The 24,878-nt window shown below is 72.6% G+C and carries 22 protein-coding genes and 1 pseudogene; 9 read left to right on the top strand and 14 right to left on the bottom strand.

All coding sequences use genetic code 11. The features are described 5' to 3' along the window. Positions 1-46: 46 nt before the first annotated feature. Positions 47-2,340 (bottom strand): annotated as a pseudogene (locus LOC65_RS07305) (NADP-dependent malic enzyme). A 133-nt stretch (positions 2,341-2,473) separates the two neighbouring features. Between LOC65_RS07305 and LOC65_RS07300 the strand changes: the two are divergent. The 6 genes from LOC65_RS07300 to LOC65_RS07275 are packed head-to-tail and all read left to right on the top strand — an operon-like array spanning position 2,474 to position 8,068. Continuing rightward, positions 2,474-4,534 carry a sensor histidine kinase gene (locus LOC65_RS07300; protein ID WP_230247069.1) on the top strand — a complete coding sequence of 687 codons (2,061 nt, stop codon included), beginning with the start codon at positions 2,474-2,476 and terminating at the stop codon, positions 4,532-4,534. A 19-nt stretch (positions 4,535-4,553) separates the two neighbouring features. Then, the gene (locus LOC65_RS07295; RefSeq protein ID WP_164963479.1) at positions 4,554-5,201 is read left to right on the top strand and encodes a response regulator transcription factor; all 648 of its coding nucleotides are present in this window, start codon (positions 4,554-4,556) and stop codon (positions 5,199-5,201) included. 43 nt (positions 5,202-5,244) lie between these two features. After that, complete coding sequence (gene thiL, locus LOC65_RS07290) at positions 5,245-6,195, top strand: thiamine-phosphate kinase (protein ID WP_230247068.1); 951 nt, start codon at positions 5,245-5,247, stop codon at positions 6,193-6,195. A gap of 9 nt (positions 6,196-6,204) precedes the next feature. Beyond that, entirely contained in the window at positions 6,205-6,726 is a 522-nt protein-coding gene (locus LOC65_RS07285) for a phosphatidylglycerophosphatase A (RefSeq protein ID WP_230247067.1), read from the top strand. Next, on the top strand, positions 6,717-7,205 hold the full coding sequence (locus LOC65_RS07280; protein ID WP_230247066.1) for a CinA family protein: 489 nt from the start codon (positions 6,717-6,719) through the stop codon (positions 7,203-7,205). Before LOC65_RS07285 ends, LOC65_RS07280 begins: the two co-directional genes overlap by 10 nt. After that, on the top strand, positions 7,202-8,068 hold the full coding sequence (locus tag LOC65_RS07275) for a glyoxylate/hydroxypyruvate reductase A (protein ID WP_230247065.1): 867 nt from the start codon (positions 7,202-7,204) through the stop codon (positions 8,066-8,068). The genes LOC65_RS07280 and LOC65_RS07275 overlap by 4 nt, the downstream gene beginning before the upstream one ends. A gap of 204 nt (positions 8,069-8,272) precedes the next feature. Here LOC65_RS07275 and holA read toward each other — a convergent pair whose 3' ends face one another. Genes holA through LOC65_RS07240 form a run of 7 tightly spaced genes read right to left on the bottom strand, consistent with a single transcriptional unit; the run spans position 8,273 to position 14,935 of the window. Then, positions 8,273-9,373 (bottom strand): DNA polymerase III subunit delta, encoded by a 1,101-nt coding sequence (holA, locus tag LOC65_RS07270; RefSeq protein WP_230247064.1) that lies wholly within the window; start codon positions 9,371-9,373, stop codon positions 8,273-8,275. Then, a complete protein-coding gene (lptE, locus tag LOC65_RS07265; protein ID WP_230247063.1) occupies positions 9,374-9,874 on the bottom strand; it encodes an LPS assembly lipoprotein LptE in 501 nt (166 codons plus the stop codon). Beyond that, positions 9,861-12,485: a leucine--tRNA ligase gene (leuS, locus tag LOC65_RS07260; protein ID WP_230247062.1), complete on the bottom strand. Its 2,625-nt coding sequence runs from the start codon at positions 12,483-12,485 to the stop codon at positions 9,861-9,863. The genes lptE and leuS overlap by 14 nt, the downstream gene beginning before the upstream one ends. An 18-nt stretch (positions 12,486-12,503) precedes the next feature. Then, positions 12,504-12,926 (bottom strand): biopolymer transporter ExbD, encoded by a 423-nt coding sequence (locus LOC65_RS07255; protein ID WP_009855798.1) that lies wholly within the window; start codon positions 12,924-12,926, stop codon positions 12,504-12,506. 11 nt (positions 12,927-12,937) lie between these two features. After that, the gene (locus tag LOC65_RS07250; RefSeq protein ID WP_009855797.1) at positions 12,938-13,591 is read right to left on the bottom strand and encodes a MotA/TolQ/ExbB proton channel family protein; all 654 of its coding nucleotides are present in this window, start codon (positions 13,589-13,591) and stop codon (positions 12,938-12,940) included. A 10-nt stretch (positions 13,592-13,601) separates the two neighbouring features. Further along, entirely contained in the window at positions 13,602-14,405 is an 804-nt protein-coding gene (dapB, locus tag LOC65_RS07245; RefSeq protein ID WP_164963472.1) for a 4-hydroxy-tetrahydrodipicolinate reductase, read from the bottom strand. Continuing rightward, positions 14,402-14,935 (bottom strand): outer membrane protein assembly factor BamE, encoded by a 534-nt coding sequence (locus LOC65_RS07240; RefSeq protein ID WP_009855795.1) that lies wholly within the window; start codon positions 14,933-14,935, stop codon positions 14,402-14,404. The genes dapB and LOC65_RS07240 overlap by 4 nt, the downstream gene beginning before the upstream one ends. A gap of 103 nt (positions 14,936-15,038) precedes the next feature. Here LOC65_RS07240 and fur point away from each other — a divergent pair, with 103 nt between their 5' ends. Beyond that, positions 15,039-15,470 carry a ferric iron uptake transcriptional regulator gene (gene fur, locus LOC65_RS07235; protein ID WP_009855794.1) on the top strand — a complete coding sequence of 144 codons (432 nt, stop codon included), beginning with the start codon at positions 15,039-15,041 and terminating at the stop codon, positions 15,468-15,470. 18 nt (positions 15,471-15,488) lie between these two features. Here the strand turns inward: fur and hprK are convergent, their stop codons facing one another. The 5 genes from hprK to LOC65_RS07210 all read right to left on the bottom strand — a co-directional run bounded on the left by hprK (position 15,489) and on the right by LOC65_RS07210 (position 21,067). Continuing rightward, a complete protein-coding gene (gene hprK, locus LOC65_RS07230; RefSeq protein ID WP_230247061.1) occupies positions 15,489-16,442 on the bottom strand; it encodes an HPr(Ser) kinase/phosphatase in 954 nt (317 codons plus the stop codon). 13 nt (positions 16,443-16,455) lie between these two features. After that, a complete protein-coding gene (locus LOC65_RS07225; protein WP_009855792.1) occupies positions 16,456-16,926 on the bottom strand; it encodes a PTS sugar transporter subunit IIA in 471 nt (156 codons plus the stop codon). A gap of 248 nt (positions 16,927-17,174) precedes the next feature. Beyond that, the gene (gene hpf / locus LOC65_RS07220; RefSeq protein ID WP_009855791.1) at positions 17,175-17,516 is read right to left on the bottom strand and encodes a ribosome hibernation-promoting factor, HPF/YfiA family; all 342 of its coding nucleotides are present in this window, start codon (positions 17,514-17,516) and stop codon (positions 17,175-17,177) included. A gap of 289 nt (positions 17,517-17,805) precedes the next feature. After that, on the bottom strand, positions 17,806-20,241 hold the full coding sequence (locus LOC65_RS07215; RefSeq protein ID WP_230247060.1) for an ATP-binding protein: 2,436 nt from the start codon (positions 20,239-20,241) through the stop codon (positions 17,806-17,808). 46 nt (positions 20,242-20,287) lie between these two features. After that, positions 20,288-21,067, bottom strand: a complete 780-nt coding sequence (locus tag LOC65_RS07210; protein ID WP_164963470.1) for an HD domain-containing phosphohydrolase — start codon at positions 21,065-21,067, stop codon at positions 20,288-20,290. Positions 21,068-21,170: 103 nt separating this feature from the next. Between LOC65_RS07210 and LOC65_RS07205 the strand changes: the two genes are divergently transcribed. Together LOC65_RS07205 and LOC65_RS07200 are read left to right on the top strand one after the other, a co-directional pair. Next, positions 21,171-21,794 (top strand): excisionase family DNA-binding protein, encoded by a 624-nt coding sequence (locus LOC65_RS07205; protein WP_230247059.1) that lies wholly within the window; start codon positions 21,171-21,173, stop codon positions 21,792-21,794. Beyond that, entirely contained in the window at positions 21,791-22,519 is a 729-nt protein-coding gene (locus LOC65_RS07200) for a response regulator (protein ID WP_230247058.1), read from the top strand. The genes LOC65_RS07205 and LOC65_RS07200 overlap by 4 nt, the downstream gene beginning before the upstream one ends. Positions 22,520-22,567: 48 nt before the next feature. Here LOC65_RS07200 and LOC65_RS07195 read toward each other — a convergent pair whose 3' ends face one another. Continuing rightward, entirely contained in the window at positions 22,568-24,736 is a 2,169-nt protein-coding gene (locus tag LOC65_RS07195; protein ID WP_230247057.1) for a prolyl oligopeptidase family serine peptidase, read from the bottom strand. Positions 24,737-24,878 lie beyond the last annotated feature (142 nt).

Here is a 24,878-nt window from a genome sequence, read left to right as displayed (position 1 = left end):
ATCTCTCTGCCGGCGCGCCTCCGAGGCGCGCCGCAGCCAGGCAAAATCAGCGCAGGACGTTGGCGTCCGCGACGGCCAGCGCCGTCATGTTGACGATGCGACGCACGGTCGCCGACGGCGTCAGCACGTGCACCGGCTTGGCCGCGCCCAGCAGCACCGGGCCGATCGCGATGCCACCGCTGGCGGCCGTCTTCAGCAGGTTGTAGGCGATGTTGGCGGCGTCGATGTTGGGCAGCACCAGCAGGTTGGCGTCGCCCTGCAGCGTGCCGTGCGGCATCAGCGCGGCGCGCGCCTGGGCGTCCAGCGCGATGTCGCCGTGCATCTCGCCGTCGACCTCCAGCCAGGGCGCACGTTCACGCAGGATGGCCAGCGCGCGGCGCACCTTGACCGCGCTGGGCTGGTCGCTGGTGCCGAAGTTGGAGTGCGACAGCAGCGCCGCCTTCGGCTGGATGCCCAGCCGCAGCAGCTCGTCGCCGGCCATCGCCGCGATCTCGGCCAGCTCCTCGGCCGTCGGGTCGTAGTTGACGTGGTGTCGACGAGATAGACCTGGCGTCCCGGCAGGATCAGCCCGTTCATGCAGGCGTAGACGCTGGCGCCCTCGCGCCGGCCGATCACCTGGTCGATGTAGTGCAGGTGGCTGGCCGTCGTGCCCCAGGTGCCGCAGAGCATCGCGTCGACGTCGCCCTTGGCCAGCAGCATCGAGCCGATCAGCGTCAGCCGCCGACGCATCTCGATCTTGGCCACCTGCTGCGTCACGCCCTTGCGCTCGGCCATGCGGTGGTAGGTCTGCCAGAAGTCGCGGTAGCGGTCGTCGCGCTCGACGTTGACCACCTCGAAATCCAGGCCTTCCTTGATGCGCAGGCCCATCTTCTCGATGCGGCGTTCGATCACCGCCGGCCGGCCGATCAGCGTCGGCCGCGCCAGGCCCTCGTCGACGACGACCTGCACCGCGCGCAGCACGCGTTCGTCCTCGCCCTCGGCATAGGCGACGCGGCGCGCGGCGGCGCGTTTGGCGATGTTGAAGATCGGCCGCATCGTCTGGCCCGAGGCGTAGACGAAGGCCTGCAGCTTCTCGCGGTAGGCGTCGAAGTCCTCGATCGGGCGCAGCGCGACGCCGCTGGCCTGGGCCGCGGCGGCGACCGCCGGCGCGATCTTGATCATCAGCCGCGCGTCGAAGGGCTTGGGGATCAGGTACTCGGCGCCGAAGGACAGCGTCTGGCCGCCGTAGGCCGCAGCCACCGCGTCGTCCTGCTCGGCCTGGGCGAGCTCGGCGATCGCGTGCACCGCGGCGATCTCCATCTCGTCGGTCACCGTCGTCGCGCCGCAGTCCAGCGCGCCGCGGAAGATGTACGGGAAGCACAGGACGTTGTTGACCTGGTTCGGGTAGTCGGTGCGGCCGGTGGCGATGACGGCGTCGTCGCGAACCGCCTTGACCTCCTCGGGCAGGATCTCCGGCGTCGGGTTGGCGAGCGCGAAGACGATCGGCCGCGGCGCCATCGCCCGCACCATGTCGGGCTTCAGCACGCCGCCAGCCGACAGGCCGAGGAACAGGTCGGCGCCTTCGATGACCTCGCGCAGCGTGCGCGCCGCGGTGTCCTGGGCGAACTGGGCCTTGTCATCGTCCATCAGCTCGGTGCGGCCGCGGTAGACGACGCCGGCCAGGTCGGTGACCCAGACGTTCTCGCGGCGCACGCCGAGCTTGACCAGCAGTCCCAGGCAGGCCAGCGCCGCGGCGCCGGCGCCGCTGGCGACGACCTTGATCTCCTCGATGCGCTTGCCGACGACCTTCAGCGCGTTCAGCGCCGCGGCGCCGACGACGATCGCCGTGCCGTGCTGGTCGTCGTGGAAGACCGGGATCTTCATGCGCTCGCGCAGCTTGCGCTCGACGTAGAAGCAGTCCGGCGCCTTGATGTCCTCGAGGTTGATGCCGCCGAAGGTGGGCTCCAGCGCGGCGATGTGCTCGACCAGGCGGTCGAGGTTCTTCTCCTGGACCTCGAGGTCGAAGACGTCGATGCCGGCGAACTTCTTGAACAGCACCGCCTTGCCTTCCATCACCGGCTTGGCCGCCAGCGGGCCGATGTCGCCCAGGCCCAGCACCGCGGTGCCGTTGGTGACGACGGCCACCAGATTGCCGCGCGAGGTGTAGCGGAAGGCGGCCGCCGGGTCGGCGACGATCTCCTCGCAGGCGAAGGCGACACCGGGCGAGTAGGCCAGCGCCAGGTCGCGCTGGTTGACCATCTGCTTGGTCGGCGCGACGGCCAGTTTCCCGGGGGTCGGAAGCTCGTGGTACTCGAGCGCGGCGCGACGCAGCTCGGCGCGCTTGTCTTCTGGGCTGGACATCCCGGTCTCCTGTTGGCGTCGCGAGGGGCCAGGGATTCTAGGCAGCCGGGTCCGGCCCTGCCGCGATGCGCAAAACTGCGTAGCGTGCGCGCCCGCCCGGCGCCGATACTGCGCGCTCCGAATCCCTCCCGCGATGACCGACTCCGAAGATCCCGTCCGCGTGCCGCGGCTGCGGCGCTGGCTGCCGTGGATCGCGCTCGTGCTGCTGCTGCTGGTGGCGCAGTCGCTGCTCGTCTGGCTGACGCTGCGCCACGAGTCCAGCCGCGCGCAGGAGGAGTCCGACCAGATCGCCACCGAGGCCGCGGCCGAGGTCAAGCGCGACCTGCTCGCGGCGATGCGCTCGCTGCAGGCGCTGAGCTGGGGCGATCCACCGGCCGAGCGCTGGCGCGCCGACGCCGCGGCGCTGCTGCGCGGGCAGCGGCTGCTGCTGCGCATCGAGCGCCGCGACGTGCAGATGCGTGTCGATGACGCGGTCGACGGGCCGTTCGCGCTGCCGCTGTTCTCGGCGATGGCGCGCGCGTCGCTGGACGTCGAGGCCGGCATCGCCTGCACCGCGGCGCGCCACATGGCCGCGCCGGCCTTCTCGCGCAGCTACTTCGTGCCCGGCGAAGGCGGCATCGGCGAGGAGGTCGTCGACGTCTGCATCCCGCTGCAGCGTGCCGGCCGTGACGTCGGTTATCTCGTCGGCAGCATCGGCCTGCCGCAGCTGCTCGACGGTGCGCTCGGCCCGCGCCAGACGCGCCGCCACGAGCTCAGCTTCGTCGAGGGCGACGGCACGCGGCTGGCGCGGGCCGGCCTGGTGCGCGGCGCCGGCATCTACCAGGCCGAACGCCTGATCGACGTGCCCGGCACCGTGCTGCAGTTGCGCGCCGACAGCGCCGCCGGCCGCCCCAGCCTGATCCCCAACGTCGCCACCGCGCTGGTGCTCGGGCTGTCGCTGGCGCTGTTCGCCGTCGTGCTGCTGCTGGCGCGCGACGTGCGCCGGCGCGCGCGTGTCGAACGGGCGCTGGGCGAGGCGCTGGCCTTCCGCAAGGCGATGGAGGACTCGCTGGTCACCGGCCTGCGTGCGCGCGACCTGCAGGGCCGCATCACCTACGTCAACCCGGCGTTCTGCGCGATGGTCGGCTTCAGCGAGGAGGAGATGCGCCAGCCGCAGCCGCCGTACTGGCCGCCGGAGTTCGTCGAGGTCTACGCCGAGCGCCAGCGCGGCCGGCTGGTCGGCGCCGGGCGCCCGGCGCGCGAGGCGCGTGAAGGCTTCGAGACCGTCTTCATGCGCAAGAACGGCGAACGTTTCCCGGTGATGATCTACGAGGCCGCGCTGGTCGACGGCCAGGGCCGGCAGAGCGGCTGGATGAGCACCGTGCTCGACGTCAGCGCCCAGCGCCGCATCGAGGAGCTGTCGCGCCAGCAGCAGGACCGGCTGCAGGCCAGCGCCCGCCTGGCCACCGTCGGCGAGATGGCCTCGCTGCTGAGCCACGAGCTGAACCAGCCGCTGGCGGCGATCGCCAGCTACTCCAGCGGCTCGCTGAACCTGCTGGAGGACGCCGAGCGCGAAGGCACGCCGCCGGGCCCGGTCGACGCCATGCTGCGCCAGGCGCTGGAGCGCATCGCCGAGCAGGCCGAACGTGCCGGCCGCATCATCAAGAGCGTGCACCACTTCGTGCGCCGGCGCGTGCAGCAGCGAGAGACGCTGGGTGCCGACCAGCTGATCGACGCCGTGCTGCCGCTGGTGCGGCTGCAGGCGCGCAAGAGCGGCACCCGTGTCGAGGTCGACATCCCCAAGCGCGCGCCGCGCCTGGAGTGCGACCGCACGATGCTCGAGCAGGTGCTGCTGAACCTGACGCGCAACGGCATCCAGGCGATGGAGAACGACACGCCGCTGGAGGAGCGCGTGCTCGCGCTGCGCGTGCGCCAGGCCTCGGCGCAGCGGGTGGAGATCGTCGTCGCCGACCGCGGCCCGGGCATCCCGGCCGAGGTCGCCGAGAAGCTGTTCACGCCGTTCTACACGACGCGCACCGAGGGCATGGGCCTGGGCCTGAGCCTGTGCCGCACGGTGGTCGAGCAGCACGGCGGCACGCTGGAGTTCGGCTCCGGGGCCGACGGCCGCGGCTGCGAGTTCCGCTTCACGCTGCCGGCGGCCCGCACGCCGGCAGCGCCGGGCGGCCCGCCGCGCCAGGCCGTCGCCGGCGGCTGAGCGGCGATACTCGCGCTTGATGCGTCCCGATCCCGCCCTCGGCATTCCCGTCGTCTACCTCGTCGACGACGAGGACGTCGTGCGCGACGCGCTGGCCTGGCTGCTGCGTTCGCGCCGCCTGCTGTCCGAAGGTTTCGCCAGCGCCGAGGCCTTCGAGGCCTTCCGCGCCGGCTGCCGCGCGCCCTGGCCCGACGCGCCGTCGTGCCTGCTGCTGGACGTGCGCATGCCCGGCCAGTCGGGCCTCGCGCTGTTCGAGCAGCTGGCCGACAGCGGCCTCACCGAGACGCTGCCGGTGATCTTCCTCACCGGCCACGGCGACGTGCCGACCGCGGTGGCCGCGGTCAAGCGCGGCGCCTTCGACTTCGTCGAGAAACCGTTCTCGAACAACACGCTGGTCGACCGCGTCGAGCAGGCGCTGCTGGTCAGCGCCGAGGCGCTGGGCCGGCGGCGGGCCGCCGAGGCGGTGCAGCGCTCGCTGGCCGACCTGACCGAACGCGAGCGCGAGGTCATGCGCCTGGTCGTCGAGGGCCGGCCGAACAAGGGCATCGCCGACCAGCTGGCGATCAGCGTGCGCACCGTCGAGGTCCACCGCGCGCGCGTGTTCGAGAAGATGAACGTCAAGTCGGCGATCGAGCTCGCGAACCTGCTGCGAGAATCCGGCGCCTGAGGCCCGCGGCCTGCCCGCCAAGGCCGCCCGCATCCTGTCGACCATGGGCGAATTCGAACTCATCGAGAAGTACTTCGGCCGCGCGCCGCGCCGGGCCGCCGTCGGCGTCGGCGACGACTGCGCGCTGCTCGACCTCGAGCCGGGCCAGCGCCTGGCCATCTCCAGCGACCTGCTGGTCGAGGGGCGGCACTTCCTGTCGACCGTGGACCCGGCACGCCTGGGCCACAAGGCGCTGGCGGTCAACCTGTCGGACCTCGCCGCCTGCGGCGCCGAGCCGCTGGCCTTCACGCTGGCGATCTCGATGCCGCGTGTCGACGAGTGTTTTCTCGCCGGCTTCTCGCGCGGGATGTTCGCGCTCGCCGAGCGCCACGGCATCGAGCTCGTCGGCGGCGACACGACCGCCGGCCCGCTGTCGATTTGCATCACCGTCTTCGGCCAGGTGCCGCCCGAGCAGGCGCTGCTGCGCAGCGGCGCACGCCCCGGCCACGACCTCTGGGTTAGCGGCCGGCTGGGCGACGCGCGCCTGGCGCTGGAGGTCTTCCGCGGCGCGGCGACGCTGCCCGGCAGCGCCTTCGAGGAGGTGCGGCGGTCGATGGAATGCCCCGAGCCGCGGGTGCCGCTGGGCATCGCGCTGCGCGGCGTCGCCACCAGCGCCATCGACCTCAGCGACGGCCTGGCCGGCGACCTGGGCCATGTGATGCGGCTGTCGGGCGTCGGCGCGACGGTCGACTACGACGCCATCCCGCGCAGCACCGTGCTGGCGATGCAGTCGGACGCGCTGCAGCGTGAATGCCTGCTCGCCGGCGGCGACGACTACGAGCTGCTGTTCACCGCACCGCCGTCGCGCCGCGACGCGGTGCTGGCCGCGGCCGCCGAGGCCCAGGTCGCGGTGAGCTGCATCGGCGCCATCGACGCCGAGGACGTGCTGCGTGTCGTCGACGGCCAGGGCCGGCCGCTGGACGTCGCGCTGCGCGGTTTCGACCACTTCGCCTGACGCCGCGCGATGGCCGCGTCCCGCGCCAGCACCGGCTTCATGCTGCGCCATCCCGCGCACTGCATCGCGCTCGGCTTCGGCAGCGGCCTGGCGCCCAAGGCGCCGGGCACCTTCGGCACGCTGTGGGCCTGGGGCGCGTTCTGGCTGCTCGACCCGTGGCTGGGCACGCTGGGCTGGGCGCTCCTCATCGGCGCGGCGCTGCTCGTCGCGCCCTGGGTCTGCGCCGTCACCGCGCGCAACCTGGGGGTCGGCGACCCGTCGGCCGTGGTCTGGGACGAGGTCGTCGCGTTCTGGCTCGTGCTCTGGCTGGTGACGCCGGCCGGCTTCCTGATGCAGGCGGCGGCCTTCGCGCTGTTCCGCTTCTTCGATGCCGCCAAACCCGGCCCGGTGGGCTGGGCCGACCGGCGTTTCAAGCCCCGGCCCGACGGCACGATCGGCTGGCGCGAAGGTTTCGGCATCGTCTTTGACGATCTGGTGGCCGCCGGCTGCACGCTGCTGGTCATCGCGATCGGGGTCGCGCTGTGGCGCTGACACGCTTCGAGCCGGCGGTGCTGGCCTTGGCCGACGCGCTGCGGGCCCGCGGCTGGCGCCTCGCCTGCGCCGAGAGCTGCACCGGCGGCCTGCTGGCCGCGGCCTGCACCGCGGTCGCCGGCTCCAGCGACTGGTTCGAACGCGGCGTCGTCAGCTACAGCAACGACGCCAAGACCACGCTGCTCGGCGTGCCGGCGGCCACGATAGACGCGCACGGCGCGGTCAGCGAGGAGGTCGCCCGCGCGATGGCCGAAGGCCTGCTGGCGCGCGCGCCGGTCGAGCTGACGCTGGCCGTCACCGGCATCGCCGGCCCTGGCGGCGCGGTGCCCGGCAAGCCGGTCGGCACGGTCTGGATCGCCTGGGCCGTGGCCGGGCGCACCGAGGCGCGGCTGCTGCAGCTGGACGGCGACCGCGCCGCGGTGCGCGAGGCCACGGTCGACGCCGCGCTGGCCGCGCTCGTGGCGACGGCACGCGCATGAAGGTCCGGCTGGCCGGCGAGATCGACGCACGCTGGCGGCACGAGCTCGCCGCCGCGCTGCCCGAAGCGCAGTGGTGCGACGACGGTGATGCCGAACTGGCGGTCGTCGCCAACCCACCGCCCGGGGCGCTGGCCGGCATGCCGTCGCTGGCGCTGGTGCAGTCCTTGTGGGCCGGTGTCGACCGCCTGCTGGCCGATGCGACGCTGCCGCCCGGCGTGCCGGTGGCACGCATGGTCGACCCGGCGATGAACGCGGCGATGGCCGAGACCGCGACCTGGGCCGTGCTGGCGCTGCACCGCGGCTTCTTCGATTACGCCGCGCGCCAGCGCGAAGGCCGCTGGCAGCCGCACGCGCAGCGCCGTGCCGACGAGGTCGCGGTGCTGGTGCTGGGCCGCGGCGAGATGGGCGGCACGGTCGGCGCGCGGCTGGCGGCGCTGGGTTACCGCGTCGAACACTGGCACCGCGGCCGCGAGCTGGCGCCGCTGCTGGCCGGCGCCGACATCGTCGTCAACCTGCTGCCGCTGACGCCGGCCACACGCGATCTGATCGACGCTCGTTTCCTGGCCGCCTTGCCCGCAGGCGCCTCGCTGGTGAACCTGGGCCGCGGCGCCCACGTCGTCGAAGCCGACCTGCTGGCGGCGCTGGACGCCGGAACGCTGCAGCACGCGGTGCTCGACGTCTTCCGCCACGAGCCGCTGCCGCCGGGCCACGCGTTCTGGGCCCATCCGCGGGTCACCGTGCTGCCGCACGCGGCGGCGGCCACCGACCCGCGCAGCGCCAGCGCCGTCGTCGCCGCCAACCTGCGCGCCTGGCGCGACGGCCGGCCCGTCGCCCACCTCGTCGATCGCGGCCGCGGTTACTGAGCCAGCAGGCTGCGCGGCGGAGTCCGGCGATGCCGACGCAGGCTGACCGCGCACCGCAATCGTCAGACTGACTGGAGCCTCCCTCCCGGAGGGAGGCTGGAGGGTGCGGTCCGACCAGCTGGAGCCCCCTCTCGGAGGGGGACTAGGGGGAGCCCAAGGTGCAAGCGCAGCCTAGGCATCGGGGCGGCGAAGCCGCCCCGATGTCTAGGCGTGGAGCGCGAGCGCGCGCGGCATGCTGGCGCGTGTGCCGCGCGTCGGCGTGCCGGCTGCGGCGGCGGCTTCGACGGTCATCAGCACCAGGCGGCGCAGCGCGTCCCAGGGTTCGGCCGGCCAGTCGGGGTGGCGCAGGCCCTTGACGATGCCGTCGACGATGCTCGCCGCCTGCACCAGGTGCTGCGTCTGGTGGCCGGCCAGCGCCGGCACCACGCGCTCGTAGAGCTTTTCCTTCGTGCCCCAGACCCGCGCCTCGCGCAGCGCCAGCGGCAGCGGCTTGCCGTCGTCGACCGCGGCACGCACGCGCGCCAGGCCACGCAGGTCCTCGGCCAGCGTCCAGTGCACCAGCACCGGCGCCTCGCCTTCGGCGCGCAGGCCGTCGAGCATGCGCAGCGCACGCGCCACCTGGCCGGCCAGCACCGCCTCGCCGAGCTTGAAGACGTCGTAGCGTGCGACGTCCAGCACCGCCGCCTCGACCTGCTCGAAGCTCAGTTCGCCCGGCGGGTACAGCAGCGCGAGCTTCTGCAGCTCCTGGTGCGCGGCGAGCAGGTTGCCTTCGACGCGGTCGGCGAAGAAGGCCAGCGTCTGCTGCCCGGCGTCGCCGCTGGCCACACGCTGGCCCTGGCGGCCCAGGCGCTGCGCCAGCCAGGCCGGCAGCGCCTTGCGTTCGACCGGCTCGACCTTCAGCGTCACGCCGGCGCCGTCGAGCGCCGCGAACCAGGCCGACTTCTGCTGCTGGAAGTCGAGCTTGGGCAGCGTCACCAGCGTCAGCACGTCGGGCGAGAGCTGCTGGCAGTAGCGCTGCAGCGCTTCCGAGCCGTCCTTGCCGGGTTTGCCGTTGGGGATGCGGATCTCGATCAGCTGGCGGTCGGCGAACAGCGACAGCGCCTGCGCGGCGCCGAGCAGGCCGCTCCAGTCGAAGTGCTGGCCGACGGTGAAGACCTGGCGCTCGACGAAGCCGGCGGCGCGCGCGGCGGCGCGGATCGCATCGCCCGCCTCCTGGGCCAGCAGCGGCTCGTCGCCGTGGATCGTGTAGAGCGTGTCGAGCCCGCGCTGCAGGCGCTGCTCGAGCTGTTCCGGACGCAGTTGCATTTACAGGCGGATCGCCGCCAGGCGTCGCATGACCTGGATGACGATGTCGTTCTCCATGTCGCGCACCAGGTCGGCTTCTTCGAACTGCTTGGCCAGTGCCGCGGCCTCGCTGTAGCTCAGGTCTTCCTCGCGCAGCAGCTCGGTCGGCGCGATCAGCTCGCGGCCGTCGGGGGTGCGCGCGCTGAAGTGCAGGCGCACGCGGATCTCGAACTCGCGCACCTGCGCCGCCGAGGTCGAGGCGACGACGCTCTTCTCGCGCCGGTCCTCGGTGACCTCCAGGATCACCTGGGCGGCCGCCGGCACGTCGACGACGCGCACGCCGGGCTCCAGCGCCCGCCGCAGCGCCGCGCCGACCGTCGACTTCGGCCTGAAGCCGACCAGCGCGATGCGCTCGAAGCTCGGCTGCTGCGGCCGGCGCAGCTGGAAGCCGCAGCCGCCGAGCGCGAGCGCGCCCAGCGCGGCGATCGCGCCCAGCGCGCGGCGGCGGTCAGACGACGACATTGACGAGCCGGCCCGGCACGACGATGACCTTCTTCGCCGGCTTGCCGTCGCTGAACTTGGCGAACTCGGGCGAGGCCAGCGCCACCGCCTCGATCGCCTTGCGTTCGGCGTCGGCGGGGATGCGCACGCTGCCGCGCGTCTTGCCGGCGATCTGCAGCACCAGCTCGATCTCCGAGCGCGCCAGCGCGGCTTCGTCGACCTCGGGCCACGGGGCGTCGATCAGGTCGCCCAGCGCGGCGGTGAAGCCGAGCTCGCCCCACAGCGCGTGCGTGACGTGCGGCGCCGCCGGGTACAGCGCACGCAGCAGGATGCCGACACCTTCGCGCAGCGTCGCGTCGTCGGCGGCCGCCGCGCCGTCTTCGAGCGCGTTCAGCAGCTTCATCGCGCCGGAGACGACGGTGTTGTATTGCAGCCGGTCGTAGTCGGCGCCGATCTGCTTGAGCAGCGTGTGCACCTCGTAGCGCAGCGGGTTGGTGCCCTGCGCCGCGGTGTCGACCGCGGTGATGCGCGGCGCGACCTTGACGCCGAAGCTCCACAGCCGGCGCAGGAAGCGGAACACGCCTTCGGCGCCCGAGTCCGACCACGCGGCGCTCTGGTCCGGCGGGCCGGCGAACATCGTGAAGGTGCGCGCGGTGTCGGCGCCGAACTTCGCGATGATGTCGCGCGGTTCGACGACGTTGTTCTTGCTCTTGGACATCTTCTCGATGCCGCCGAGCTGCACCGGCAGGCCGTCGGCCTTGGCCACGGCGCCCACCGGCTGCCCGCGCTCGTCGAACTGGACCTCGACTTCGCTCGGGTAGAACCAGCGCTTCTTGCCCGACGCGTCCTCGCGGTAGTAGGACTCGTTGAGCAGCATGCCCTGCGTGAACAGCTTCGTGAACGGCTCGCTGAAGCTCACCAGGCCGATGTCGCGCATCGCCTTGGTCCAGAAACGCGCGTACAGCAGGTGCAGCACGGCGTGCTCGATGCCGCCGATGTACTGGTCCATCGGCATCCAGTACTCGTTGCGCGCGTCGACCATCGCGCCGTCGCTGTCCGGGCAGCAGTAGCGCATGTAGTACCAGGACGAGTCGACGAAGGTGTCCATCGTGTCCGTCTCGCGCCGCGCGGCGGCGCCGCAGGTCGGGCAGGCGACGTTCAGGAAGGACTCGCACTTGTTCAGCGGGTTGCCGCTGCCGTCCGGCACCAGGTCCTCGGGCAGCACGACCGGCAGGTCCTTCTCGGGCACCGGCACGTCGCCGCAGTGCGGGCAGTGGATGATCGGGATCGGCGTGCCCCAGTAGCGCTGGCGGCTGATGCCCCAGTCGCGCAGGCGCCAGGTGGTCTTCTTCTCGCCCAGGCCCTTGGCCTGCAGCGCGGCGGCCACGGCGTCGACGGCCGGCTTGTACGGCAGGCCGCTGTAGTTGCCGGAGTTGATCGTCACGCCGCGCGTCTTGTCGGCGTACCAGTCCTGCCAGCGCTCGTAGTCGTAGTGCTCGCCGTCGACGTGCACGACCTGGACGATGCCCAGGCCGTACTTCTTGGCGAACGCGAAGTCGCGCTCGTCGTGTGCCGGCACGCCCATCACCGCGCCGTCGCCGTAGCTCATCAGCACGTAGTTGCCGACCCACACCGGCACCTGCTCGCCGGTCAGCGGGTGGGTGACGAAGAGGCCGGTCGGGCGGCCTTCCTTCTCCTTCAGCGCGAGTTCGGCCTCGGTCGTGCCGCCCTTCTTGCACTGCTCGATGAAGGCCGCCAGCTCGGGGTTGTCGCGCGCGGCGTGCTGCGCCAGCGGGTGCTCGGCGGCGACGGCGCAGAAGGTGACGCCCTTGATCGTGTCGGCGCGCGTCGTGAAGACGTACAAACGCCCGCCCTGGATCAGCTCGCCGTCGGCGCCGCGGATGTCATGGGTGAACGCGAAGCGCACGCCCTCGCTCTTGCCGATCCAGTGCTCCTGCATCAGGCGCACGCGCTCCGGCCAGCCGTCGAGGTAGTGGGCGCTGGTGCTGTCGTTGACGCCGGCCAGCAGCTCGTCGGCGTACTTCGTGATCGCCAGGTAGTAGCCGGGGATCTCGCGCTTCTCGACGATCGCGCCCGAGCGCCAGCCGCGGCCGTCGACGACCTGCTCGTTGGCCAGAACGGTCTGGTCGATCGGGTCCCAGTTGACGACCTGGGTCTTCTTGTAGGCGATGCCCTTCTCGAGCATCTTCAGGAAGAACCACTGGTTCCACTTGTAGTAGCCGGGGTCGCAGGTGGCGACCTCGCGGCTCCAGTCGAAGGCCAGGCCCAGCGGCTGCATCTGGCTCTTCATGTCGGCGATGTTGGCGCGTGTCCACTTGGCCGGCGCGACGCCGTTGTCGATGGCCGCGTTCTCCGCCGGCAGGCCGAAGGCGTCCCAGCCCATCGGCATCAGGACGTTCATGCCCTTCATGCGCAGGTAGCGCGCCATCATGTCGTTGATGGTGTAGTTGCGCACGTGCCCCATGTGCAGCTTGCCGCTGGGGTAGGGCAGCATCGAGCAGGCGTAGAACTTGGGCTTGCTCTGATCCTCGGCGACCTTGAAGGCGCCGGTGGCGTTCCAGTGCGCCTGGGCGGCGGCTTCGACTTCCGCGGGGACGTACTTTTCGTTCATCCCCCGGATTGTAGGGAGCTACCTGGGTGCCTCGGGCTCGGTGACGAAGCCGATGCGTGTCAGGCCCGCCTGCTGGGCGGCGTCGATCAGCTCGGCGACGCGGCCGTAGGGCACGGCGCGGTCGGCGCGCAGCCGCACCTCGGTCTGCGCGTCGGCCGCCGCGGCCTCGCGCAGCGCGCGCTCGACCTCCTCGCGACCGGCCGGCCGGTCGGCGAGGTACAGCGTGCCCTGGGCGTCGAGGCCGAGCGCGACGAAGCGGGCCGGCTCCGACGGCCCGGAGGCCTCGGCCTGCGGCAGGTCCAGCTTGAGGCTGGAGGCCAGCAGCGGCGCGGTGACGATGAAGATCACCAGCAGCACCAGCATGACGTCGATCAGCGGCGTCACGTTGATGTCGCTGATCGGCGGCGGCGGGGTCGAGCGTTCCAGGCGTCCGAAGGCCATCGCCATGCGCCTCAGTCGTGTGCCGCGTCCAGCACCATGCGGCGCAGGTCGTGGGCGAAGCCTTCGAGCTCGGCCTCGCAGGCGGCGACCCGCTTGCCGAGCGCGTTGTAGGCGAGCACCGCGGGCACGGCGACGGCGATGCCGGCGGCGGTCATCACCAGCGCCTCGCCGACCGGGCCGGCGACGCGCTCGATCGTCAGCGTGCCGGCGTCGCCGATGCCGGTGAGCGCGTGGTGGATCGCCCAGACGGTGCCGAACAGGCCGACGAAGGGCGCGGTGCTGCCGATCGAGGCCAGGATCACCTGGCCGAACTGCAGGTGCGCCAGGCCGCGGTGCAGCGCGTCGCGCAGGCGGCGCGTGAGCCGCGCCTCCAGCGCCGCGGCGCCTTCGAGCGTGCCGCCGGCGGCCGGCGCGACGGCGGCGTCGACCAGCGGCAGCAGCACGCCTTCGCGGTCCATCGCCTGCACGCGGGCGCGGCCGTCGGCCACCGAGGCGGCGTCCCAGAAGGCCGGCACCGCACGCCGGATGTCGGCGCCGGCGCGGCGCAGCAGCAGGCTCTTCCAGACGATCAGCAGCCAGGCCGCGACCGACATCGTGAACAGCAGCAGCGCGACGATGCGGCCGACCGCGTCGGCCTCGGCCCAGAAGTGTTCGAGGCCCTGCATCGGCGGCCGGCTACAGGCCGAGCACGTCGGCCATGCCGTACAGCCCGGGGCCGTGCTCGACGAGGAAACGCGCCGCGCGCACGCTGCCGGCGGCGTAGTTGGCGCGGCTGTTGCTGCGGTGGCTGATCTCGATGCGCTCGCCGGTGCCGGCGAACAGCACCGTGTGGTCGCCGACGATGTCGCCGCCGCGGATCGTCGCGAAGCCGATCGTGCCGGGCTGGCGCTCGCCGGTGTGGCCTTCGCGCGCGAAGACGGCGTGTTCGGACAGGTCCTGGCCGAGCGCGCGCGCCACGGCCTCGCCCATCGCCAGCGCGGTGCCGCTCGGGGCGTCGACCTTGTGGCGGTGGTGGGCCTCGACGATCTCGATGTCGTAGCCGTCGGCCAGCGCCTTGGCGGCGGTTTCCAGCAGCTTGAGCACGACGTTGACGCCGACGCTCATGTTCGGCGCGAAGACGATGCCGACCTGCTGCGCGGCGGCGGCGATCTCGGCCTTCTGCTGCGGCGTGAAGCCGGTGGTGCCGATGACCATGCGCACGCCGAGTTCGCGGCACAGCGCCAGGTGCGCCAGCGTGCCTTCGGGGCGGGTGAAGTCGATCAGCACGTCGGCACCGGCGAGGCCCGCGCGCAGGTCGGCGGTGACGGCGACGCCGGTCGTGCGGCCGAGAAAGGCGCCGGCGTCCTGGCCCAGCGCGGGGCTGCCGGGCACGTCGAGCGCGCCGCTCAAGCGGCAGCCTTCGCTGTCCAGCACCGCCTCGACGAGCATGCGGCCCATGCGGCCGGACGCGCCGGCGACCGCGATCGCCACCGGGTTCAAGAGGCCTCCAGCGGCGGGTACTGGCGCGCCGGGCCCTCGGGCTCGGCTTCGGCGGCGCCGTCGTCGCGCTTGGGCGGCCGCGGCAGCGCCAGGCGCTCGGCCTCGGTCAGCTCGAGCTTGGGCACGGCCGGCTTCTCGTCGCGCTGGCGCGTGATCGACTCGACGAACTCGCGTTCGGTCTGCAGGTCGTCCGGGGCCTCGACGCCGCTCATCGCGCCGGAGGCGTCGAAGCGCACGACGACGCTGCGGCGCTGCGGTTCGGTGCCGGGGCGGCGGATCGTGAAGATGTAGTCCCAGCGATCGGCGTGGAACGGGTCGGTGACCAGCGGCGTGCCGAGCACGTTGCGCACCTGGTCGCGCGACATGCCGGGCTTCAGCGCCTGCAGCTGTTCGCGCGTGACGACGTTGCCCTGGACGATGTCGATGCGGTACGGCGTGATGAAGCCGAGGAAACTGTTGCCGGACGACGGCGTCGACGAGCATGCGCCCAGCAACAGAGAGCCGGACAGCAGGGCCAGGAGTCGAAGCATGAGGGGATTCCTGCGCGGCCGCAGAGAACGGCGCGTGAGGCTGGCTATGATGCTCGGCATTCTAGCCGGCGAGTCCGGGCGCCGGCCCTCGAGGATTTCCGACATGTCCAATGCCGAAGAACTGAAGAGCAGCGGCCTGAAGGCCACGCTGCCCCGCATCAAGATCCTGGAGGTCTTCCAGAGCGCCGAGCGCCGCCACATGACGGCCGAGGACGTTTTCAAGGCGCTGCTCAACGAAGGCGCCGACATCGGCCTGGCCACCGTCTACCGCGTGCTGATGCAGTTCGAGCAGGCGGGCCTGCTGTCGCGCAGCAACTTCGAGTCCGGCAAGTCGGTCTTCGAGCTCAACGAGGGCCAGCACCACGACCACCTGGTGTGCATGGACTGCGGCCGCGTCGAGGAGTTCTACGACCCGGAGATCGAGGTCCGCCAGCGCGCCATCGCGTCGCAGCGCGGTTTCGAGCTGCAGGACCACGCGCTGGCGCTGTACGCGCGCTGCACGCGCCCGGACTGCAAGCACCGCCACGGCAAGTGAAGCCGCGCGCGGCCGTCCTCAGGGTTGGCCGCGCTCCATCGCGCGCTGGTGGCGCTCGATGAACTCCTGGTAGGTGTCGATGCCGCGCAGTTGCAGCACCGTGTTGCGCACCGCGGCCTCGACGAGCACCGCGAGGTTGCGCCCGGCGTCGACCGCGATCACCACCTTGCGCACCGGCAGGCCGAGGATCTCCTCGTACAGCGGCTCGTAGGGCAGGCGCTCGAACTCGCGCTCCATCGTCTCCTTGCGCACCAGGTGCACGATGAGGCGCAGGCGCATCTTCCGCCGCACCGCGGTCTCGCCGAAGATCGCCTTGATGTCCAGCAGGCCGATGCCGCGCACCTCGAGCAGGTTCATCAGCAGCTCGGGGCAGCGGCCCTCGAGCGCGGTCTGCGAGGTGCGGTACAGGTCGACGGCGTCGTCGGCGACGAGCCCGTGGCCGCGCGAGATCAGCTCCAGCCCGAGTTCGCTCTTGCCCAGGCCCGATTCGCCGGTGAGCAGCACGCCCAGGCCGAGGATGTCCATGAAGACGCCGTGGCGCGTCGTGCGTTCGGCGAACAGGTGCGCGAGGTAGGCGCGCACGACGTCGATGACGTGGCCGGCCGATTCGCGCGTGATGAACAGCGGGATCTCGGCGCGGTCGCACATCGCCACCAGCCGGTCCGGCGGGACCTGCTCGTCGGCGACGATCAGCACCGGCGGCTCCAGCGTGACGATGCGCGCGATGCGCCGTTCCTGGTCTTCCGGCGCGCTGGCGACGAGATAGGCGATCTCGCGCCGGCCGACGATCTGCACCCGGTACGGGTGGATGTAGTTCAGGTAGCCGACGAGGTCGGCCGCGGAGCGTGCGTCGCGCACCGCGCTGTCGTCGAAGCGGCGCTCGGGGTGCGCGTGGCCGGCGATCCACTCCCAGCGCAGCGCCGCACGATGCGCCTCGAACAGCGCCTCGGCGCTGATCGATGTCGGCTTCATCGCAGGCGAGCCGTCATGCGACGGACTTCAGCGGTTCCCAGTCGTGGATCAGCTTGTGCACCGCGGCCGCGTCGGCCTCGGTCTTGAGCTTCTCGCGCAGTTCGCGGTCGGACAGCATCTCGGCGATCTCGGAGAGGATCTCCAGATGCCGCTGCGTCGCCGCCTCGGGCACGAGCAGGAAGATCAGCAGCGACACCGGCTCGTCGTCCGGGGCGTCGAACGGGATCGGCTGCTGCACCCGCAGCACGGCGGCGAGCGGATTCTTCAGGCCCTTGATGCGGCCGTGCGGGATCGCGACGGCGTGGCCCAGACCGGTGGAGCCCAGGCGTTCGCGAGCGAACAGGTTGTCGGTGACGAGGCCGCGTGCGATCGAATGCTGGTTCTCGAACAGCAGCCCCGCCTGTTCGAAGACACGCTTCTTGCTCGTCGCTTCGACGTTCACCAGCACGTTGCTGGCAGGCAGGATGGCGGCGAGTCGGTTCATGGGGACTTCCCCTCGCGGGCCGCGTTTCTGCTGCGCTGCTGCCGCGTCGTGTTGCTAGACGATGGATGATAGCAATCGGGGTTCCGACCGGCTCGCGAGCGGGCCACCCGATGCAGGGGAACCGAGAATTCTTGCGGCTGCATCACAACAAGTGTTTGCGGCAGATGAAAAACCCTGTGCCCGCGCGCCGCGGCGGTCCATGAAAAACGGCCCCCTCGGGGCCGTCGCAGAGGCCGGGCGCGGCGGCGTCAGCCGGCGTTGGCCTCCAGGCGCTTGGCCGTGGCGTGGTGGTGATCCTGGACCTTGTCCTTGTGGCGCACGACCTGGCGGTCGAGCTTGTCCATCAGCTGGTCGATCGCCGCGTACAGATCCTCGTGGGCCTGCTCGACGAAGATGTCGCGGCCCTTCACGCGCAGCGTCACCTCGGCCTTCTGGCGGCGTTCCTTTTCCTTGAGCTTCTCGACGGTGAGCAGCACCGTGACGTCCACGACCTGGTCGAAGTGGCGCGTGACGCGATCCAGCTTGGTGAGCACGTACTCACGAAGGGCCGGCGTGACTTCGAGGTGGTGGCCGCTGATCGTCAGGTTCATCTAGACCTCCTTTGAGAGGGGTGGGAACGCGCCGTGCCCTGGTGGTGCGAGCGGGCCCGGCTGGGTGAAAAGGCGGGAGTTCGGTAGCGGTGCTGGGAGGGGGCGGAAGGGGCTTTTCGAGGGCCGTCCGGGCCAGTGTGCACCCGTTGCAGAACGATGACAAGCGGGCTCCGGAGCGGTCGTGAGGGCGTTCCGAACGGCGGTTTCAAAGCCCTTGACGGCGCGCAGAAACACACGATCCACAACCCCCGCCGGCCGCTGCCGCGCGGCATGATGGGCAGTTGTCCGGTCAGACGACGGTATCCGCGAAGCCGCGCGCCGGCACCGCGATCGTGAAGCGGCTGCCGCCGCCGTCGGCGTTTTCGGCCTGGATGCTGCCGCCGTGCGCCTCGACGATCTTGCGGCAGATCGCCAGGCCCAGCCCGGTGCCGCCCGAGCCGTCCTTCGTCTTGCTCGACTGCACGAAGGCCTCGAAGATCTTCTCCAGCTCGCCCGGCGGGATGCCCGGGCCGTGGTCGCGCACCGCGACGACGATCTGGTTGCGGGCGTCGACGTCGCCGCGCACCGTGATCGTCTCGCCGTCGGGCGAAAAGCGCACCGCGTTGGCGAGCACGTTGCGCACCACCTGCTGGAAGCGCATCGGGTCGACCTTGGCGACCAGCGGGCCGTCGCTGAGCGCCAGGTCCAGGTGCAGGCGTCGCCGCGCCAGCAGCGGGTCGATCTCGCGTGCGACCTCGCGCACCAGCGGCCGCAGGTCGGTGCGCTCGAGGTGGAAGGTGCCCACCGTGCTCTCGATCTTGGAGACGTCGAGCAGGTCGTTGACCAGCGCCAGCATGCGCTGCCCGGCGGCGTGGATGTCGCCGAACATCGACGCCAGGAGCTCGTGCGCGCGGCCGCGCACCATGCCCAGCTCGGAGAAGCCGATGATCGCCTGCAGCGGCGTGCGCAGCTCGTGGCTGATGTTGGCGATGAACTCGGACTTCGCGCGCGAGGCCTCCTCGGCGATGTCGCGCGCCTCGCGCATCGTGCGGTCGGCCTCGCGGAACTCGGTGATGTCGGTCAGCGCCGCGATCAGCCCGCGCGGGCGGCCGTCGGCGTCGGTCACGGCGGCCTTGGTCACGGCCATCGTGCGCCGCGTGCCGTCGGCCTGCGAGACCTCGGACTCGTAGCTCAGCGAGCCGCCACGCTCCAGCACCTCGCGGTTGTGGCGTTCGTGCACCTCGGCCTCGGCTGGCAGCAGGTAGTCGCTCGCCCGCTTGCCGACCAGGTCCTCGCGCGGCATGCCCGACTGCTGCTCCCAGGCCCGGTTGACCGTCACGTAGGCGGCCTCGCGGTCCATCAGCGCCACCGGCAGCGGCATCGTGTCGAGCATCAGCGCCGACAGCGCGAGCTGCTCCTGCAGCTCGCGCTGCGCCGCGCAGCGCTCGGTGACGTCGACCGCGCTGCCGGCGTGGCCGACGACCCGGCCGCCCTCGATCAGCGGCGACACGGCGAGGTCGAACAGGCGCTGCTCGGTGCCGGCGAAACTCACCTGGGCGGCGCGCGAGCCGCTGGCCGACGGCGCCAGCAGCGCCGCGACCGCCTCGCGCGACGACGGCGCCATCAGGTCGACGAGGGCCTGGCCGATCAGCCGTTCGCCCGGCTGCCCGGTGGCGGCCAGCCAGCGCGCGTTGACGAAGGTGAGCCGGCCCTCGGCGTCGGTGCGGAAGATCAGCTCCTGCACGCTCTTGACGATGACGCTCAGCTCGCGTTCGCGCAGCGCCACCGCGAGCTGCGCGGCGTCGCGCTGGCGCCGGGCGGCCTCGCGTGCGCGCACGCTGCGTTCGGCGACGAAGGTCATCGCCGCGATCAGGGCGGCGGCCGCGGCGGCCCCGGCGGCCAGCCACGCGACCATCCGCCGCCAGGTGGCCAGCGCGACGTCGAGGTCGCGCGTGACGAGCACCGTCAGCTCGGGCTGCGAGGCCAGCGTGCGCGCCGCGGTGACGTGCTGCGGCAGGTCGTCAACCGTGAAGCGGCCGTCTTCGCCGGCGGCGATGCGTTCGCCGGCGGCCGCGACGGCCGCGGGCGTCGCGCTCAGCACCAGCCCGTCGTGTCGCACCAGCATCGCGCTGGTGCCCGGGTCCTCGAGTGCGTGGCGCTGGAAGCGCGCCAGCTCGGCGGGGTCCAGCAGGCCCACCAGCGTCAGCGGCCGGCCGTCGGCGGCGAGCACGCCGCGCAGCACCGGCACCGCCGCCCGAGCCGGCAGCACCGGCGACGCGTCGGCGAGGTAGCCGCCATAGGCCAGCTGCCCGGGCGCCGGCAGCCGGGAGATCCGCGCCAGCTCGATCGTGCGTCCGCGTGCGCCCGGCACGCTGGACGCGAGGACGAGGCCGCGGCTGTCCACCAGCACGGTGGCGGCGACCAGCGGCTGGCCGGCGGCGGTCTGCGCGAACGCGGTGCCCAGTTCGGCATGGCGCTCCACCGGCACGCGGCTCGCCACGTCTGCGGCGGCGGCCAGCACCCGGCCGGCGTCTTCGAACTCGTGCGTCGCGTGCTCTTCGACCATGCGGGCCAGCAGTTCGGCCCGGTCCAGCTGAACGTCCCGCGCTTCGCCGTACTCGTAGGCGGCGATGGCGCCCGTGACGGCCAGCAGCAGCGCGAGCAGCGCCGCGCCGCCGCCGATGACGAGGCGTGCGGTCAGCGGCCGCGGGCGTCGGCGGCGAGGGTTGGCCGCCTGCGTGTTCACGGCGACAACCCGCGGCCGGTTCCGCCAGGCAGCGACGAGCCCGGGCTCATGGCGCGAGGGCTTCGGCCGGGGTCGGGCCGTCGACGAGTTCGCCGAAGCTGGGCTTGCGGCGGTTGATCGTGTCGCGCAGCCGGATCAGCTGCGGCGCATGGTCCAGGAATGCCGCGGCGATGCGCGGGTCGAAGGCGCGTCCGGCCTGCTCCCGAAGCATCTGCAGGGCCTGGGCGTCGGAGAAGGCCTTGCGGTAGCAGCGGTCCATCGTCAGCGCGTCGAAGAAGTCGACGACGGCGACGATACGCCCCGACAGCGGAATCGTGTCGCCTTTCAGCCCCGATGGATAACCCGTGCCGTCCCAGCGCTCGTGGTGCGACAGCGCGACCTCGGCCGCCAGCCGGAACAGCGGAATGCGCGACTGGCCGAGGATCTCCGCGCCGATGCGCGCGTGCTCGTTCATCGTCGCGCGCTCCTGCTCGTCGAGCACGCCGGGCTTCTGCAGCACCTTGTCCGGGATGCCGATCTTGCCGACGTCGTGCATCGGGGCGGCCTTGCGCAGCATCGCGGCCCAGCGGTCGCTGCGCCCGACGGCCAGCGCCAGCGCCTCGCACAGGAAACCCATGCGGATGATGTGCTCGCCGGTGTCGCTGTCGCGGTACTCGGCCGCCAGCGCGAGGCGAAACAGCGTCTCGTGGTGGGCGCGCGTGACCTCCTGGTACATCTCGCCGAAGTCACGCAGGAAACACTCCATCTGTGCATGCGCGGCCTCGTCGAAGCGGTTTGCTGACGCGCTCGAGTCCGGGGGGCTGGGGTGGCCTGTCGCGGCGGCCATGGGCGAAGAATCGTTCATCGGTCGTGATGGATTATCAGCAATGATGTTTTTATCACTTGCTCCCAGGCGTTCCGCGAGCCCGGAAATTCGGCAGAATTACTCGATGGCCGAGACCCCGATGCCCGACGACGTACGAGACACCTTCAGCACGCTGGAAGTCGCGCGCCTGCTCGGAATGGCCGTGCGTTCGGTCCAGATGATGGTCGACCGCGGCGAGCTCGAGGCCTGGAAGACACCCGGCGGACACCGCCGCATCTCGCGCGAATCGGTCGAACGCTGGCGCGAGGGTCGGCGCTCCGGTCCGGCGCGCCCGGCGCCCGTGGCGCGAGCCGTCCCGGCGGCGCGGCGCGTGCTGCTGATCGAAGACTCCGCGCATTACCAGAACCTGGTGTCGCTGCTCGTGCGGCAGCACCTGCCCGGCGTCGAGCTGCACGTCGCCGACGACGGCATCGCCGGCCTCGCGCTGGCCGGCCAGTTGCAGCCCGACGTGCTGATCGTCGACATCCTGCTGCCGGGCATCGACGGCGCGACGCTGATCACCAGCCTGCGCTCGCACTCGCAGTTCAGCCGCAGCCGGCTGGTCGTGGAGACCTCGCTGGACGAGGCCGGCCGCGCGCCCTATGCCTTCGCGCTGGAGGGCGTGCCCGTCGTGCACAAGCCGCAGCTCGTCGCGCAACTGCCCGGCCTGCTGAAGGCGGCACTCGAAGCCACCACGGCGGCCGCATGACGGCGGCGCCCGCCGACGACGTCACGGCGTCGTTGCCGCGGGTGCTGCTCGTCGAGGACGATCCTTCCATCCGCCGTTTCGTCCAGATCGCGCTGGAGGAACTGCCGCTGCATCTGGTCGAGGCGGCGACGCTGGCCGAAGCGCGCGCCGCGCTGTCCCGGGAGCCGGTCAGGCTGGTGATCTGCGACCTGATGCTGCCCGACGGCAACGGCGTGGACCTGCTGCACGAGCTGGCCGCCACCGGCCCCGCGCGGCCGCGGCTCGTCGCCTTCAGCGCCGGCATCTCGGCCGAGCGCCGCCACGAACTCGAGGCCCTGGGTGTCGACGAGGTCCTGTCCAAGCCGGTGCCGCTGGACGAGCTGGAATCCTGCGCCCGCCGGGCGCTGCACGATCCGGCCGCCCCGCCACCGGTGCCCGCCCCGGGCGCCGTGGCGCAGTTCTTCGCCGGCGACGCCGCGCTGTACGAGGCTTATCGCGCCAGCTGCCTGCCGCAGTTCCTGCGCGACGTGCGCCAGGGTGACGCAGCACTGGACGCCGGCGACCTGGCGGCGCTGCGCCGCCTGGCGCACAGCCTGAAGTCGGTGCTGCTGACGCTGGGTTACGCCGCCGACGCCGAACGCGCCGCGGCGCTCGACCGGGCGTCGGCTGCCGGCGACGCGGCGGCCGCGCGCGACGGCTGGGCCCTGCTGCGCGGCGCGTTGCTGGCGATCGTCGAAGCCGGCTGAGACGGCACGGCAGCCGCGCCGGCCGGTCCGGCCCGCCCTCGCCGCGTGTCAGCGTGCGCTGCCCGTCGCCTGCCAGCGCAGGAAGGCGTAGATGTCGGCCGTCTCGGCGGCCTGCTGGGCGCGGGTCGCGCCACCGCCGTGGCCGCCGGCGTAGTCCAGCCGGAGCAGCACCGGCTTGCCGCTGGCCGTGGCCTGCCGCAGCCGGGCGGCCATCTTCAGGCTCTGCCAGACCTCGACGCGGGCATCGTTGACGCCGTGCGTCAGCAGCACCGCCGGATAGCGCACGCCGTCGCGCACCTGGTGGTAGCTGCTCATCGCCAGCAGCGCACGCAGTCCGTCCGCGGTGGCGACGCTGCCGAACTCGGGGATGTTGGGCGGGCCGTTGGGCTCGAGCTCGGCACGCACCATGTCGAGCGCGCCGACCGACAGCACCGCGGCCCCGAACAGGTCGGGCCGCTCGGTGATCGCGCGGCCGACGAGCACGCCGCCGGCGCTGGCGCCCCAGGCCCCCAGCCGCGCCGGCGTCGTGTAGCCCTCGGCGACGAGGTACTCGGCGGTGGCGATGAAGTCCTTCCAGCTGTTGGGTTTGGTCTCGCGCAGGCCGCCGCGGTACCAGTCCTGGCCGAAGGCGCCCGAGCCGCGCGGGTTGGCGACGGCAAAGACGCCGCCGCGGTCCAGCCAGGCCAGCCGGGTGGCCGAGAACCAGGGTTCGTCGGTCATGCCGTAGCTGGCGTAGCCCCAGAGCAGTGCCGGCGCGCGGCCGTCGAGCTTCAGCCCGGCGCGGTGCACGATGGCCAGCGGCACGCGCACGCCGTCGTGGCCGGGCACCAGCACCTCCCGCACGACGTAGCGCCCGGCCGCGGGCGTGCGTCCCGGGCGCAGCAGCCGGGTGTCGGTCACCGTCACCGCGCCGTCGGCGCCGGGGGCCACCGACCACAGGCGCTCGGGCTCGGTCCAGCCTTGCAGCGCGAGCATCACCCCGGGCAGGCCCGGGTCCGCGCCGGCGAACTCGAAGGCGCCGCGCAGCGGCAGCGCGACTTCCGTGGGTGCGGCGCCGCCGTCCAGCGGCAGGCGCAGCAGCGACGAGGCGCTGCCGTCGCGGCGGCGCAGGTACAGCGCGTCGGCGCCGCGCGCCAGCCCCGTCAGCACGCCTTCGCCCTCGGGCACGAGGACACGCGCGCCGGCCGGGTCCGGCGCCGCGACCGAGGTTTCCAGCAAGCGTGAGCGCGGCGCGCCGAGGTGGCTCAGCAGGAACAGCCGCTCGCCGGCGGTCTCCAGCGCCGTGACCCCGGCCTCGCGCCCGAACGCCGGGCGCCAGCGTGCGGTGCCGGCGACGGCGTCGGCCAGCGGCGCCACCCAGACCGCGAGCTCGCGGTCGGTGCCGTGGCTGACCAGCCCCAGCGCCCAGCGCGTTCCGGGCACCGGCAGCACCGACGGCGAGTCCTGGGCCTCGTCGATCGCCACGCCGGGCGACTCGAAGGACAAGGCCACCGGGGCGTGTTCGGGGTCGGCGCCCAGGCGCACGAAGACGGCGCGCGAACCGGCGTACTTGTCGGCCGGCGCGGCGTCGGCGGCCGGGGCGCGCAGCCGGGTGAAGAAGAAGCCGCTCTCGTCGTCGAGCCAGGCGACGTTGCCGTACTGGGCGCGCTCGACCGGGCCGAGCACGCGCCGGCCGCTGCGTGTGTCGACGACGTGCAGCCGGGCGTCCTCGGAGCCGCCTGCGGACAGGCCGAAGGCGACGTAGCGCCCCTGCGGCGAGGCCACGAAGTAGTCGATCGCATGCGGCGTGCCGCGCGGCCGGCCCAGCGCCTGCGGGTCCACCAGCAGGCGCTCGCGCCCGCCCTGGCGCAGGTAGAGGCGGAACTGGTCGTCGCGTGCGCCGCGCTTCTCGTAGAACAGCCGCCCGCCGGGGCGGCGCTGGACCTCGCCGAGCCGCGTGCCGGCGTCGGCCATCAGGTGCGCGACGTCGCTGGCCATCGCGGCGCGGCCGGGGATCTTGTCGAGCGTGCGCCGGGCCTCGCGCGAACGCGCCCGCATCCAGGCCGCGACCGCCGGGTCGCGCACGTTCTCGAGGTGGCGGAACGGGTCGGCCACCTCGATGCCGTGCAACGCCTCGACGACCGGGCGCGGGCTGCCGGCGTCGGGGGCCTTTGCGGGCGAGGCGGGCGCCGCGACGGCGACGAGCAGCGAGGCGGCGGACAGGAGCAGGCGGATCACGGCGCGGCCTTCCAGCGATGCGGGGCGCCCAGGATAACGAGCGGGCCGCGGCACGGCCTGCGGCGGGCCGCGGCGGCCGGCCCCCGGCTTGAAAGCGTGACCGATTACCGCGTGCAAAAGTGATAAAGATGCAAAATGCGAT

Source organism: Rubrivivax sp. JA1055, assembly GCF_020966565.1.
GTDB classification, from domain to species: Bacteria; Pseudomonadota; Gammaproteobacteria; order Burkholderiales; family Burkholderiaceae_C; genus Rubrivivax; species Rubrivivax benzoatilyticus.
Note: the sequence above shows the minus strand (reverse complement) of the source record. Positions and strands in the feature narration are given on the sequence as shown.

Bases quoted from the DNA above. Each gene is read 5' to 3' on its own strand.
- LOC65_RS07300 (WP_230247069.1), top strand. From the start codon at position 2,474: ATGACCGACTCCGAAGATCCCGTCCGCGTGCCGCGGCTGCGGCGCTGG.
- LOC65_RS07295 (WP_164963479.1), top strand. From the start codon at position 4,554: ATGCGTCCCGATCCCGCCCTCGGCATTCCCGTCGTCTACCTCGTCGAC.
- thiL (WP_230247068.1), top strand. From the start codon at position 5,245: ATGGGCGAATTCGAACTCATCGAGAAGTACTTCGGCCGCGCGCCGCGC.
- LOC65_RS07285 (WP_230247067.1), top strand. From the start codon at position 6,205: ATGGCCGCGTCCCGCGCCAGCACCGGCTTCATGCTGCGCCATCCCGCG.
- LOC65_RS07275 (WP_230247065.1), top strand. From the start codon at position 7,202: ATGAAGGTCCGGCTGGCCGGCGAGATCGACGCACGCTGGCGGCACGAG.
- holA (WP_230247064.1), bottom strand. From the start codon at position 9,373: ATGCAACTGCGTCCGGAACAGCTCGAGCAGCGCCTGCAGCGCGGGCTC.
- lptE (WP_230247063.1), bottom strand. From the start codon at position 9,874: ATGTCGTCGTCTGACCGCCGCCGCGCGCTGGGCGCGATCGCCGCGCTG.
- leuS (WP_230247062.1), bottom strand. From the start codon at position 12,485: ATGAACGAAAAGTACGTCCCCGCGGAAGTCGAAGCCGCCGCCCAGGCG.
- LOC65_RS07255 (WP_009855798.1), bottom strand. From the start codon at position 12,926: ATGGCCTTCGGACGCCTGGAACGCTCGACCCCGCCGCCGCCGATCAGC.
- LOC65_RS07250 (WP_009855797.1), bottom strand. From the start codon at position 13,591: ATGCAGGGCCTCGAACACTTCTGGGCCGAGGCCGACGCGGTCGGCCGC.
- LOC65_RS07240 (WP_009855795.1), bottom strand. From the start codon at position 14,935: ATGCTTCGACTCCTGGCCCTGCTGTCCGGCTCTCTGTTGCTGGGCGCA.
- fur (WP_009855794.1), top strand. From the start codon at position 15,039: ATGTCCAATGCCGAAGAACTGAAGAGCAGCGGCCTGAAGGCCACGCTG.
- hprK (WP_230247061.1), bottom strand. From the start codon at position 16,442: ATGAAGCCGACATCGATCAGCGCCGAGGCGCTGTTCGAGGCGCATCGT.
- LOC65_RS07225 (WP_009855792.1), bottom strand. From the start codon at position 16,926: ATGAACCGACTCGCCGCCATCCTGCCTGCCAGCAACGTGCTGGTGAAC.
- hpf (WP_009855791.1), bottom strand. From the start codon at position 17,516: ATGAACCTGACGATCAGCGGCCACCACCTCGAAGTCACGCCGGCCCTT.
- LOC65_RS07210 (WP_164963470.1), bottom strand. From the start codon at position 21,067: ATGGCCGCCGCGACAGGCCACCCCAGCCCCCCGGACTCGAGCGCGTCA.
- LOC65_RS07205 (WP_230247059.1), top strand. From the start codon at position 21,171: ATGGCCGAGACCCCGATGCCCGACGACGTACGAGACACCTTCAGCACG.
- LOC65_RS07200 (WP_230247058.1), top strand. From the start codon at position 21,791: ATGACGGCGGCGCCCGCCGACGACGTCACGGCGTCGTTGCCGCGGGTG.